At 39.8% G+C, this 12,439-nt stretch carries 13 protein-coding genes and 3 pseudogenes; 5 read left to right on the top strand and 11 right to left on the bottom strand.

Going from position 1 to position 12,439, the window contains the following annotated elements:
- Positions 1–184 (top strand): transposase (locus tag AACQ83_RS22190; RefSeq protein WP_370446037.1); only part of this gene is annotated, 184 nt, incomplete at its 5' end.
- A 24-nt stretch (positions 185–208) separates the two neighbouring features.
- Here AACQ83_RS22190 and AACQ83_RS22185 read toward each other — a convergent pair.
- The 4 genes from AACQ83_RS22185 to movA are packed head-to-tail and all read right to left on the bottom strand — an operon-like array spanning position 209 to position 2,197.
- Entirely contained in the window at positions 209–868 is a 660-nt protein-coding gene (locus AACQ83_RS22185) for a multinuclear nonheme iron-dependent oxidase (protein WP_112876399.1), read from the bottom strand.
- 3 nt (positions 869–871) lie between these two features.
- Complete coding sequence (locus tag AACQ83_RS22180) at positions 872–1,504, bottom strand: multinuclear nonheme iron-dependent oxidase (protein ID WP_205074150.1); 633 nt, start codon at positions 1,502–1,504, stop codon at positions 872–874.
- 17 nt (positions 1,505–1,521) lie between these two features.
- Positions 1,522–2,073 carry a hypothetical protein gene (locus AACQ83_RS22175; protein WP_192880976.1) on the bottom strand — a complete coding sequence of 184 codons (552 nt, stop codon included), beginning with the start codon at positions 2,071–2,073 and terminating at the stop codon, positions 1,522–1,524.
- 58 nt (positions 2,074–2,131) lie between these two features.
- Entirely contained in the window at positions 2,132–2,197 is a 66-nt protein-coding gene (movA, locus tag AACQ83_RS24795) for a methanobactin-like peptide MovA (RefSeq protein WP_445260537.1), read from the bottom strand.
- Between the two features lie 245 nt (positions 2,198–2,442).
- Between movA and AACQ83_RS22170 the strand changes: the two are divergent.
- The 3 genes and pseudogenes from AACQ83_RS22170 to AACQ83_RS22160 all read left to right on the top strand — a co-directional run.
- Positions 2,443–2,912: pseudogene (locus AACQ83_RS22170) on the top strand (transposase); the annotation flags it as partial.
- Positions 2,913–3,079: 167 nt separating this feature from the next.
- Positions 3,080–3,592, top strand: coding sequence for a hypothetical protein (locus tag AACQ83_RS22165; RefSeq protein WP_146747882.1), 513 nt, complete (start codon positions 3,080–3,082; stop codon positions 3,590–3,592).
- Between the two features lie 133 nt (positions 3,593–3,725).
- A complete protein-coding gene (locus tag AACQ83_RS22160) occupies positions 3,726–5,045 on the top strand; it encodes a hypothetical protein (protein ID WP_146747883.1) in 1,320 nt (439 codons plus the stop codon).
- A 7-nt stretch (positions 5,046–5,052) separates the two neighbouring features.
- Here AACQ83_RS22160 and AACQ83_RS22155 read toward each other — a convergent pair whose 3' ends face one another.
- The 5 genes from AACQ83_RS22155 to AACQ83_RS22135 all read right to left on the bottom strand — a co-directional run bounded on the left by AACQ83_RS22155 (position 5,053) and on the right by AACQ83_RS22135 (position 10,673).
- Entirely contained in the window at positions 5,053–5,340 is a 288-nt protein-coding gene (locus tag AACQ83_RS22155; protein WP_255566860.1) for a type II toxin -antitoxin system TacA 1-like antitoxin, read from the bottom strand.
- 532 nt (positions 5,341–5,872) lie between these two features.
- Positions 5,873–6,121: a hypothetical protein gene (locus AACQ83_RS22150; RefSeq protein ID WP_112876403.1), complete on the bottom strand. Its 249-nt coding sequence runs from the start codon at positions 6,119–6,121 to the stop codon at positions 5,873–5,875.
- Between the two features lie 179 nt (positions 6,122–6,300).
- Complete coding sequence (locus AACQ83_RS22145; protein ID WP_112876404.1) at positions 6,301–6,513, bottom strand: hypothetical protein; 213 nt, start codon at positions 6,511–6,513, stop codon at positions 6,301–6,303.
- Between the two features lie 333 nt (positions 6,514–6,846).
- A complete protein-coding gene (locus tag AACQ83_RS22140; RefSeq protein WP_112876405.1) occupies positions 6,847–7,335 on the bottom strand; it encodes a hypothetical protein in 489 nt (162 codons plus the stop codon).
- Complete coding sequence (locus AACQ83_RS22135; RefSeq protein ID WP_112886951.1) at positions 7,332–10,673, bottom strand: hemagglutinin repeat-containing protein; 3,342 nt, start codon at positions 10,671–10,673, stop codon at positions 7,332–7,334. The genes AACQ83_RS22140 and AACQ83_RS22135 overlap by 4 nt, the downstream gene beginning before the upstream one ends.
- Before the next feature lie 132 nt (positions 10,674–10,805).
- On the opposite strand from AACQ83_RS22135, the pseudogene AACQ83_RS22130 reads away from it, so the two are divergent.
- Positions 10,806–10,928 (top strand): annotated as a pseudogene (locus AACQ83_RS22130) (SymE family type I addiction module toxin); the annotation flags it as partial.
- 104 nt (positions 10,929–11,032) lie between these two features.
- Here AACQ83_RS22130 and AACQ83_RS22125 read toward each other — a convergent pair.
- Complete coding sequence (locus tag AACQ83_RS22125) at positions 11,033–11,365, bottom strand: hypothetical protein (protein ID WP_036843887.1); 333 nt, start codon at positions 11,363–11,365, stop codon at positions 11,033–11,035.
- Positions 11,362–12,312 (bottom strand): annotated as a pseudogene (locus AACQ83_RS22120) (DNA/RNA non-specific endonuclease); the annotation flags it as partial. The gene AACQ83_RS22125 and the pseudogene AACQ83_RS22120, both read right to left, overlap by 4 nt.
- Positions 12,313–12,439 lie beyond the last annotated feature (127 nt).

The raw sequence follows: 12,439 nt of genomic DNA, 5'->3' as shown, positions 1-12,439 counted from the left end.
CAATGAGAATATCAATGGGTTAATCAGACAATACTTTCCAAAGGAAACCGATTTTAATGAAATCTCTGATCAGGAAATAAATTTTGTGGTAAACCGATTAAATAATCGCCCCCGAAAAACACGGGGTGGGAAAACACCGAATGAATTATTTAAGGGAATACGAACATGTTTACTTCCAGATTAACGATGTTGCACTTATTATGTGAATCTACCAAAGATTAGATATTCTATCTGCATGAGTGTCAACCAAGAAACTAGGGCGTAATGATGTTTCTGCATAACCACCAATGTGAAGATGGTTCATTTCTATATCAAGCCATTCTTCAAATGGGGTTCCCGTGTTTTCTTGTGCAATCACAGCATTTGATATATCAAACAAAAGTCCATTGCCGCATTTTTTTGTCATTTCTTTAAAAAAATCTGGTTGTAGCCTAGCGTTTTCATCAAGTATTGAAGGGAAGTTTTCTAAATAAATTTTTTCGCCAATTATATCTTGCCAAAGGCTTACTGAATCGAAGTATTTATCTTTTTCAGAAGAGTAATCTACTTCACCCATTGTTGGTAAAGGATAGCTATTATGATAAAAAACACCAACATGATCAGATATATATATGGGATTTAGTTCTTTTTGGAGTACTCTTATTCTTTTCCCTATACTCTCTAAATCTTGTTTGCTTCTGTGCATATATTTAGAGTTCATGATATGAAACGCTATCGGTAATCCTTTGCTTATGTCAAGTATTGAGTCAGGAGAGCACTGCAAAAAGTTATCTATTAATATCTCTATGAAGTCGACCTTTCTTAGTGATATTATTTCCTTTAGAATGCTTAGTTCTCTATTTCCAGACCAATTGGTTCCTATTTGCATGATTCACCTATTCACAAAACTTTCGAATGATTTTAAATAATGAACTGAATTTATAGTTTCATCTTCCTCTTCTTTTGTTAGGCATAAGTTTACTTCACTTCCTTCTATACTTAATATCCAACTAGATATAAGTGACTCAATGTTTTCCGACTTAGCGATTTCAATTTCCTTCCTGTTTTTTATGGCTGCTAGCAGAGTTCTTGATAGGTATGATTTCGCATAATCATTCATGTTGGTATTTGAGGGTTTACTTGTTTCTTTATTTTTTAATAATATTGAATTCAGCTTTTCAAAGTCATTATTATAACCAGATAAGTTCTTTAACCAAGAATTTTCTGTGTGCTCAATATTTATATAGCAACTTTCTTTGATTAACTTGCTGGAAATTATTTTCTCAAAAGAATCCCAAACAATATGATGAACTCTCTCTGAATGTCCATCATGAAATGTCCCATCCTTTCCCTCAATTATTCCTGATAGATGAATCTCGACTACATTATCCCAATCTATCATTCCAATAAATATAAGAGGATCAACTTTTGCATTTACTGAATTGATGATTAGATGAGCCAGGTCAACTATTTGTTTATACCTGTCATCTTTCAAGCTGCCTCTTTGTTGGCTGCACTCGCTCACCCCGGTCACATAGTTTGCTATGCTCCCGGGGATTCACTCCTTTGCCGTCGCGATGCATCTTGAAATCCATAGGGTATAGAATTACTTTCTTTACTTATGTAATTCGCGCTCATTATCGCGTTAGAGATCTCACTTGGTTCACCAGAGTAAAAGTTTGAATTTTCTATCCATGTATCTATCTGATATGTTTGAGAAACCCTTTTTAAGAAATTTATAGCATTTCTTTCTTTCCTCTTGCTTCTTTCATAATGGGGAGTAAAACCATACTTACCAATGTTATCCTTTCTACTTCCACACAAATGAAAACCAATGCTAATTGTTTTTTCCGTATTGATTATTCGTGGCATAATGTTATTAATATAGTTACAGCCTGATTGCATATCTTCTGTTATTGCACTTCTGGCGATGTGAAGAGAGAATTTTCCATTGTATCTTTCGAATGGAGTTCTTTTTTCTGCAACTGATAAAATATTGTATGCAGTAATCCCTAATTCTATCATCGATACTTTACTCGGTATGTGTATTTCACCGCTAAGAAAATTAGGATTAAAACCACATGCTATTCTCATGCCCGCCTCCTTATGTAGAACATGGCCAACCAAATTGGTTAGCCATACGCTAATATTTTTATTTATTGTATGAACCGCAGGTCATTTCTTTATCTTCAACTTCAACAGATGTTTTCTTTTGCATGTTTATATCCTCGATTTAATTTTAAAAATGACTTTTCATAAAGTCACCTCAATATATAATTTATAATATTTACAATGTCTTTTTAATTGTGATTTATATCACAATAAATGTTAATAATATGTTATGATCAGGTTATTGACAAAGTTTTGGTTTTTCACCCCGCAATTTGCTTTAATTAAGCTCCGTTCAATAAACCGGGCTTGCCACCATGTTAAGAACACCACCCTCTCCCACCAGAAACGCTCTTGTTTGATGAGCTGGTCCTTAAAAATCATTTGGTCCGTCAAGTCGATGCCGTCATTGATTTCTAATTTATCCGCGAATTAGTAGTCCCATTGTATTGCCACAATAATGGCTGACCGGCTATCGATCCAGTTATGTTGCTCAAGATGATGTTACTGGACTATTTTTATTTGGTATTTCCAGTGAACGCCGTCTGGTACAGGAAATTCAGGTTAATGTGGCTTACCGCTGGTTTCTGCGCCTCGGACTGACAGAGAAGGTCTCTGATGCCTCAACCCTGAGTCAGAAATGTCGTCGTCGTTTCAGTCACAGCGAGGTCTTCCGGCAAATTTTTTACAACATTGTTGAGTAAGCGATCGCCAAAAGATTGGTCGGTGGACGGGTACTCTGTACTGACAGCACCCGTTTGAAAACCAGTATCAATCTGCACAAATCAAGGAACGAACAGCGAGCTGTGCCCCCCTGTGCCTATTAAAGCAGTATCATGGGCACCATTAGGCCCGTTTTTGTGGGTTGCTGAAAGTGAAAATACAATGCCTTTTGGTGGCAACAGTTCAAAATATCAAGCAGATAGAGTTGCTGATTTTCATCTGTGGATGGGGGAATATTTAGTGTAGCAGGGTCCAAAATGGCATCTGGGTGAGTGCTCAGACCAGCTTAGTGAGAAAAAATGGACACAGCATTTTTCATAATGAAAAAAACAAACCTCATTATTTTAAATGGGGTTTGTCAGCGGTCTGTAAAGCAGTTCACTTTTTTTATCTTTCCGACCAGGAATATGACATAAAAGGGTTTATTGATAAATTTGAAGAAAATAGCAATTTTTTATGCAATGTTTTTTCTGCGATTGTGGGATTTCATATTAAAAGAATTTTTCTTAAAGAGCCTGAAGAGAATTATGAAATAGAACCTGTATTTTATAATTCACGAATTTATTTATCAGAAGAACAGAGAGGGAATATAATTGATGCTTTTTATCCACGTTTTCATTTCTTTTATCAAAAAGAGTTAGTCGTAAATTTACATAGAAAGGTCTTTAGAATTGAAAAAAAGTGGATTCATTCAATACAGAAGAAACTCAATTGTTGTTTATACCCGTCATCTTTCAAGTTGCCTCTTTGTTGGCTGCACTCGCTCACCCCGGTCACATAGTTACCTATGCTCCCGGGGATTCACTCCCTTGCCGTCGCGATGCATCTTGAAATCCATTGGGTATAGGACTAAAGGAAATAATTTTCAAGTCAAAGATAATATCAATACAAATGAATATTCTAAGAAAAAATTCATGCGATTCATGAAAGGATATCGAAATAGTAAAAATTATGTTCATAACTTGATTATACAAAAAATAAAAGAACTATTAAATCATGCAGAGATCTCTTTTAATGAAAGATACTTTAAAGCTGATTATATATTTCATGACTTTATTACTGTTAATAAGAATTTATCATATCCTCTGGTATTAATAGATGCTCGAATTCCAGAGCATTCTGCTGATAGTAAATCCAAAATGTTTTTGGAAAAAGAGATTAAGGAAATATTTGAATTAAAAGAATTAACTTATTCCTCTGCTAAAGATTTTAACGCATTGGATAAAAATAAAAACTATTTGGTTTTCAATTCATTGGATGATGGATCTAAAACCAGTGTATTGGTTGAGGGTGAAACTAAAAACACGACATGGGATGCATTTAAGCCTATGAGAGAAAAGGGAATAGATAATGTTGAAGCGGATTACTATACGAAATTGAAATCTAATAGATTTAAAGCACAAGATGAAACGGTTATTCAGGGTATAGATTTAGATAATAATATTGTGGAAAACGATAAGAAAACCGGATTGGAAAAATTAAGCGACAAAATACTTATAAAAATCCAAAAGATCAAGAGTGAACTTTGGCTAAAAGAGAATATTTTCAAAGAGAAGAAGATTGAAAAAATTGATCTTCCAGATTTAAAGATAACTCTTGTATATATTAGGATTCCAGCGGAGTATAAGAAAAATAAGGAAATACTTGCTTCAATAGTTGATATTGATATTCATAATAAAACGCTTTTTATCAATGAGCATTCACTTGTAGAGAGTCAGTCGGCCCTTGAAGAAAAATGTAAATTTATGAAAAAAATCCCAAAACTTTATAATGAGTCTTTTTATTTATTTGATAATGTTGAAAAAATATGTCTTAGTCGATATCACTCGGATAGAATTCCCAGGATCATCGGTAATCAGAAAATAGATAATATTGAATATGCTTTGGAAGATGAGAATTTAGTGAATAGAGTATGTAATCCGATTGAAACAGTTTTACCCTATTACTTAGCGCCTAAACAGAATAGTCAGTATGAACATATTTATCTTCAACCGAGGGGAAATGACTTATTATATTTTGTATCACCATGCAATTCACCTAATCAAACGATTGCAAAAGAGAACTTAATTTACAATATTCTGACTATGGATAAAGAGGGTAAACAGGTAAATGCTATGGAACAAAATATTACATCTATTTTCCTACGTTCTTTTACCAACGATATATTAAAGCTAAGGGAAGTTAGTAAAAGCTCTTTATTTGAGAAAATAGCTAAGATATACATTGAAAACTAGGTGGAAATTAAAAGGTTTTCTCCGAAAAAACGGAAGGATTACACCGGCGGCACCGAGGCCATGCTAAAGTCACGGTGCTATAATAAAGTTGTCTGTTAATCCTTCTGGGTATTGATTTTGTTCCCGAAATCACGTTAGTATCCAGTAATTCATTCAAAGCAGCAGTTTTTAATTTATTATTAGGATTTGGAGGATTATTCAATAGATAGAGGATTAACTTTTTATCTTCTAGCGATAAGATAATTTTAGAATTTTCTTCAATCATTTTCTGAGCCTCTTTACTTACTGTTTGTATTAATGAAACCAGTCATATTCGGTATTAAAAACAGATGCTGCGGTTTTTACCGTATTTTTAAATTTTTAATTTATACGCAGATTTAACCTTGTTTCTACTACGTTTTGTTTTGCCATGAAAACACGCCTAGTTGAATATTTAAATATTATATCTTGATTGAAAAAATCAGTGTGTGAGTGCGTGTTTAACGAGGAGAGATTAAAAAAATGACTTTTAATAGTAGTTTAAACCCTGTATGTCATAAAGCTATCAATGAAAAATGGAGGATAGTCGTATGAATAATTTAATCAGATAATCTATTTTCTAAAAGGAGACGACTTTGATAATATTTTTAGCGGGTAATCTGTATCTGAAATGTTAGATGATGAGACGACATCTTGTATTTTAAATAAGTTTTTCAGCAAATTGAGAGCATGGCTAAAAATTAAATGGTCTGAGTCAGGTATCATTAGCCGTTTAGTGTAAACTGCTCAACTCTTTGAGGCACTTCATATTGGTTTAAATTCTATTTTAATTTGTTATAAATTGCATGTTATCTCCAATCTGTTATACCTATTTTTATACTCTCTCCATCAGAGATATTCCGTATTTGCAGAGCAAAATTAGCTCTAATCCTCATAGCTTCAAATGAACGGGCTAAATAAAGATTCTCCAGTTTATATTCTCCTCCTGCAACGAAGGGAACTTTAGGTATTAAACGATAACCAGATTGAATAGGGCCATTAATTTTTTGCCAAGAATGTGCTAAATAATACCCAGTTAGAACTTCGTAATCTTCCAATATAATTCCACACCATTCATTTATGTTTTCAGCCAATTTATCAAATAAACCCGTTTCAGGATCGAATGTATAGATGTAATCACCTTTTAAACAAAACTGATTTCCAAAGTGTCTTCTGCAAAAAAAAGAGCGTCTTTAGCCATATCTTCATATGAGTCAATCCATAGTTCACTGTTCTTCTAGTCTATTAGGCCGATTTCTTCGCTCACTGTTTCATATGGAAAAACTCGTAAGGCTGACTCAAACCCATAAAGTCCATTTTTTTTCGTTAATAGATAACTTAATTCATCTACTAATGATGGCCCATAAACAGAAGTAATGTATTTTTCTGACTTAACAGAAGAAATGTCATTATTGCAAATAGATAATAACTTATCAGCTAAAGGCCACATTTTTTTATTTCTCCATCTCTGTCTTTTTGACATACAAAAAGTATTTTTCCACGCAGGGTAGAGGCGCTGGTGATATTCCGGCCTGCCAATGCAGAAATATGGTCACGGACCTAAATTTGTCTGCCGAGGTTGGTGATGTCCTGTTGGACGGTTAAATCCACTTTGCTCACCCTGAATAAAGTGTAAGCATCTAGTTATCTCATCTGGCGGTAGAAAGATAATATTGAGCAAATGCTTCCTGTATTTCTTCATACAGAACTTTCCCCTACTTGTTGGGTATCCAATTTTCGGGGACAGTTCATTATGACCGGGATCTTTTACCCTGATAGCTAGTCAAAAATCCAATGAATGTGCTTTAATAAAATCATTGTACGTTTCATCTAGATGATAAAAATTTGCTTCGGGTTCATTTTTTACTACCTGATATCTTTTTACTAATTTCTCAAAAAGACCTTCTGGTACAGGATGTGGTTCTGGATCATTTTTTGCGCAATAGAAGTAAAACAATGCTTTTTCTAATTCCGGAATAGATAGGTTTTCAGCTTTATTGAGTAAATAATTAAAAGCATCCAACCAATTAGATTCCGATAAAATCAAAAAATCTAAAGCAATAGATTTAACAAAATTACCATCAAGATGATTCGAATTTAGGATTTTTTTACAAAAATGCAAACAATATCCAGAATCTTTCAACAATAGTTCTCCTAGATAATCTATTGCATCATCCGCAGGATCTTCATATGAATCCGCATTTATATAACCATTTTCAAGATAGCTTTCTAATCCTGAAACTAATTCGTTAAGTTCTATTTTTTCTGTCATTTGAAAGTTCCTGTCTGAACAGTAGCTAACCTCTTCGAACCATCAGGTAAGATTGTCCAAGTTGCATAAACTCTAACCGATCCATTGTTTCCTGAAACAACAACTGACGTTTTCCTGTTTTCAGGTGTAACATCTTTTGCTGAATCCAACAGTTTGCCTATAATCATATTATTATTAGTTTTAGTATCAGGAAGACCGGCGTTATTTAACACTTTATTCATCTCTTGGGAACGTTCAACATTGTGAATTTTCTTCTCCAAAATAGATAAATTTGTCTTATTTTCTGGATTTTTAGCAAATTCTCTTTGGTTCTGAATCCGCAAATCTTTAAGTGCATTATATTCTTTTTTAAGTGCATCAAGATCACCTGCTGCCTTACCACGCATATACAGTTCTACTTTATCAACAGGTATTTTGGCATCACCTTTTACTGCTGTAATATGCTCTTTACCATGCATATCCGGGAGTGACTTAATTTCAAAAGTCTTATTAGCATGTTTTACAGTTTGGTTGTGAGGTACTTTTGTAGTTTCCGTACTTGGATGATTCTCCTGTTTAGCGGCAGATTCTGGCGTGCCTTTTGCTGCGGGCTTCCTCCCTGCTATCCCCAGTCCAATTATTCCGCTACTGCTGCCCACTTTCGGCATTATACCAAACTGCTCGGCGAACTCCTTTCCTTCAACAGCTTTCTTTACTACATCCGGTAGCGACTGGTAAATCGCTTGGGCACTTTCTGCATTCTCTGCCTGTACAAAGCGGTTTAACTGTGCCATCTCCTCACTGCTGAGACTGGAGAAGAGCGAAGTTCGGTTCAGGCCACTGGCGGCGTCTGTTCCCGAGTTCATCATTTCCCAGACGGACACCACACAGCCCGGATTATGGGAACAGTTATCCGCCACACCTTCCAGACGGTTTTTCTCGCTGCGCTCCTTAAACTTGTCGTAAATTACCTGCTTATCTGAGCCAGTCTTTTCTGCTTCCAGTAGTTCTTCTTTCAGTTCATAAACATCTTTGGCCGTAAGGAAGTTATTCTCCACCGCATTCTTCCCAGCCTGTGCTCCGGTGACGGCGCTGCCAGTGGAGTCTCCCGAAATGCCGCCTGCCAGACCTGCTGCCAGAGTGGAGAGGGTGCTGATGGTCTGTTTTTCCTCTTCACTTAAGTCACTGACTTTAACATTTTCGCCGTGAATGTGCTTCATCAGTTCCCGGGCAGCCAGTTCACCGCCCGCTGCGCCTGCCGCACCGGCCAGCGCGTTGTTACCACTGACTTCAGCGGCCACTGCCCCCAGAATCGCATGGGCCAGAGTATTGCTCACGACATCCACTTGATGGGTTTTCGGGTCGGTAGTCAGGTCTTTAATCACGCCAGCCAGGTAAGGGGAAGCGCCGCCCGCCAGCGCCTGACCAATATTTCCGCCCGCGAGTCCCTGAATGGCCGCAGTGGCGGCCTGTAGAGCGGTGTGGTATTTCCCACCGGTGCCAAAGCCAGATTCATTCAATGCCTGATTATAGGCGGTTTTGTAAATCTGGTCTTGAATGAGTTTCGGGGTGATGTCGGTTTCACCTTTATCCTCCAGTACTTTAATGGCCGCTTTTCTGTCCGGTTCACTGATATTCTCCAGTTTAGCGTGGGCGGCTTTGGTGGCGATAATGTCCCCTTCAGTGCTGGCGATATCAATCACTTGCGTACTGATTTCACCAATCAGTTGGGCCTGTTTCAGTCGTTGCTGCTCTTTCTCTTTGTCAAAGATAGGGCTGAGAGCATTATTGGCATGGTCGGTATCCCGGCTCAGGGTGGTGATATCCTGTTGTTGGTTGTCTTTATCCCGGATAATCAGGGCGCCGTCACTGACCGCGGCATGGGTAGTGCTTTGGGCATGGCCTTCCCGGTTAGCGCCGCCCAGAGTATTGGCCGCCATGTTACTGAGAAACATGCCGCCTGCTGAACCGCCGGTGCTGACACTTACGCTGTGGTGTTCGGTTTTAAAATCCGCTTTGTTCTGAATGTCGCCAAAGCCCAGAGTGCCGGTATCGAGGGTGTTTTTGTCTTTGTCTGCGGTACTGGCAATTACTGCGCCGTCAAGCTGGGTGTGTTCCCCCACTTTCACTTGATATCCGCCTTTACCAGCGAACAGTCCAGTTTGTTCCTGTACGGAGTCAAAGTTGCTGTGGATTTTGTCGCGGCTGGCGCTGAGGTTCAATGAACCACCTGAGCCGATAGTGGCACTAACGCCGGCACTGACATTTTGTTGCTTCATATCGTAGCGGTTGCTGTCCTGCTCGCTACTGAGCGTCAGGTGGCGTTTGACGTCGGCGGTAATCTGTTCGCCACTGACCTGAGCGCCTTTGAGCGAGGCATCCCGGCCGGCGTTGAGGGTGACGGTTTGTCCCGCATCCAGCGTAGTTTCATTATGGCTGACGCCGTTACCGCTTTCACGGCCTTTGCCGTAGTTGGCGCTGGCGGAGAGGTTGATACCCGTGCCCCCCGGTCCGGCAGTGAAACCGACGCCCAGTGAGCCCCCGCGACTGCTGTTTTTGCCGGTAGTTTGTTCGGTGTTCTGGCTGGAGGCGAGCTGGATATCCCGGCTGGCATTAAGTTGCAGGTCTTTTCCTGCCTGCAACTGGCCGCCCTGAATGCGAATATCGCCGTTCTGATCTGGTGTCCCGGCAGCGGTGAGGGTGAGATTATCCCCGGTCATCAGGCTGCTGCCCTGTTGAGTGGTCTGGTGCTGTTTCAGTTCTGACCGGGAGGACTGGCTGCCGTAGGAGAGGCTGACCCCTATCAGATTGTTATTGGCTTTGTCGTCACCGCCTTTAGCATCGGCCAGACGGGCTGCCTGGACTCCGCTAAGAGCGGCTTTGATACGGCTGTCACTTTCATTGTTGGCGGCTTGAGCCGTTTGAATAGCGGAATTCAGGGCCCCGCCTGAGGTGCCGGATAGGGCTACGGTCAGGCCGCTTTGTTTCTGTTCGGTTTTGGTGATAGCGGTGTGGCTGTTTTCTGCACTGGTGATGTTAATGTTTTGACCGGAAAGTTGCGTATCGCGGCACGCTACCACATCACTGCCGTGAAGGTTGAGCTGATTGCCTGCGGCCAGATTAACATCCTGAGTACCGGCTACGTTGCTGCCGATGATGTTGAGGTTATTCCTGGTCTGTACGGTCATGCGGTCGCCACTAAGCGTGGTGCTCTGTGCCCGGCGTTCATGCACTTCATCGTGGGTTTCGACTGAGGATTTGGAGAGTAAGCTATTTTCAATTAACTGTTGATGCCAGAAAGGAATAAATTTTTGGCAAAAGTCATCGACGCAGCAGTCAAATTCTTCTAAATTAGACATACCTGAGGATCTCCACAATTTTGTTTTCTTTGACAAAAACTTTGATCGTGCCTCAGGCGCTTAGTTTCTTTCTTAAGCAAATTTCAGGTTAATGTAAATTCAGGTAGTTCGAAAGCGCAACGCCGCTATAAAATCGGCTATATCAGCCGATGTCACACCAACCGCCACACTGGCATGACCCGCTATTACAGCCAGCACCCCAGTTTGCATCTTAAGGGCAACTGGCTGGAAGAGGCGGGCTTTATGACCGGGCAGCCGGCAGGTCTGCATTGAGCACGGGCTGTTGATTATCCGGCTTGTTGAGAACAGTTGACGACTAAAGGAAAAATCCCAGCACCTCGGCTGGGATCTCTTTCTGGTTAGTCTTCGTATTTAAATTCTATATTGATCTTCATCTTTTCAAGATCCACTTTAACTAAACAACCATTCCATGCCGGAAGCCCATTAGTGAGATGGTTTTCTATGTAGTATTTCCTCAATTCTACTAATAATAATCTAAGATCATAGCTAGCGTTTTTATCAGGGACAAACCAGTCTTGATGCCCTTTGTTATCTGTATAATCATACTCATATTCGCAAGTATCACCTTCTGGAGATAACCTAGCACACACAATTATTTCCCGTGCATCCTCTGGGCCAGCATCAACAAGCAATTGACCAATTTTATTATGAAGAGTATCTAATTCCTTCATTTCTTCCCGCCTCCAGGTATATTGCTAATATCTTTCACTATTGGCCTACCTCCATCAATGGAATACGTTACGCTAAAACTTTCGGGACGTACGTTATTACCTTTATAAACAGGTTCAACTTTAACATCAACTTGCTTACCTTCCTTCAAAGCACTAGCCCAAGTATTTTCCATTTGTTTCCAAGCACCTTTATTCAGGTTTCCATCCATTGGCACAAGGTTTAATTTTTCACCAGGCCCATTAAATATACTGGCGATTAAGTGACCACCTTCATCTCCTGGATTACCACATTTACCGGCTTTACACTGTTGATAAGTATTACGATCATTCTTGGACAAAGACAGAGATCCTTCAGCAAGGCTAGTGCGACCAAGTGAATCGGTCTGGAATGTTTTATTTCCATCAACATGATAGACCGTATTCGGCTCAGGTTTATTCAGCGTCTTATTCCAAGCCCTCTTCTTACCTGAGTCTACGATAACAACATTCTTTCCTTCGGTGACGGCACCAGGCTTACCCCCTCTGTTGCTCATTCCACCGGTTACAGCCCCTAATGCGGCACCCGTCAAAATTTCCGCACGCTGCTTATCCAGACCGAACTGTTTCTCAAGTTTCTGCGCAAACTCCGTACTGGTCACAATCCCTGATTCATCCATTTGCTGCATCAGCAAAACAGACAGATCATTCTTCATGCTCCATGGAATATCTTCACCCAGTGCCTTATCAATCGCCTGACGTACTAACATACTGTTGGCGGGGAGTTCACCGTATTTTTCTTTACAAGCCGCAGGATCGGAAGCACAGGTCACAATCAACTCATTGCGTTGCGTCAGACTCAAATCTTCCATTTCTTTCACGATCTGATTGCAGTCGCCACGCGCCTCGCACCCTTTGGCTCTGGCCGCAAAATCATCGATTTGGTCAGCGCTCAAAAAGTTATTCTCAACAACAACGCATTCCAGTGCGAAGTTAACCATCGAACACCGATTTTCCTAATGCCCTCAGTCAGTTACACCCCGTTTTTTTCCAATGTGCGTTCACCGCCGAACCCAAAACCCCCTGACGCGCTTTTCG

The sequence above is a fragment of the Photorhabdus sp. S10-54 genome (genome assembly GCF_963878145.1).
Lineage (GTDB): Bacteria > Pseudomonadota > Gammaproteobacteria > Enterobacterales > Enterobacteriaceae > Photorhabdus > Photorhabdus kayaii.
Note: the sequence above shows the minus strand (reverse complement) of the source record. Positions and strands in the feature narration are given on the sequence as shown.

Excerpts from the sequence above, each read along its gene's own strand:
- AACQ83_RS22135 (WP_112886951.1), bottom strand. The coding sequence starts at position 10,673 with ATGTCTAATTTAGAAGAATTTGACTGCTGCGTCGATGACTTTTGCCAA.
- AACQ83_RS22140 (WP_112876405.1), bottom strand. The coding sequence starts at position 7,335 with ATGACAGAAAAAATAGAACTTAACGAATTAGTTTCAGGATTAGAAAGC.
- AACQ83_RS22145 (WP_112876404.1), bottom strand. The coding sequence starts at position 6,513 with ATGTGGCCTTTAGCTGATAAGTTATTATCTATTTGCAATAATGACATT.
- AACQ83_RS22160 (WP_146747883.1), top strand. The coding sequence starts at position 3,726 with ATGCGATTCATGAAAGGATATCGAAATAGTAAAAATTATGTTCATAAC.
- AACQ83_RS22125 (WP_036843887.1), bottom strand. The coding sequence starts at position 11,365 with ATGAAGGAATTAGATACTCTTCATAATAAAATTGGTCAATTGCTTGTT.
- AACQ83_RS22175 (WP_192880976.1), bottom strand. The coding sequence starts at position 2,073 with ATGAGAATAGCATGTGGTTTTAATCCTAATTTTCTTAGCGGTGAAATA.
- AACQ83_RS22185 (WP_112876399.1), bottom strand. The coding sequence starts at position 868 with ATGCAAATAGGAACCAATTGGTCTGGAAATAGAGAACTAAGCATTCTA.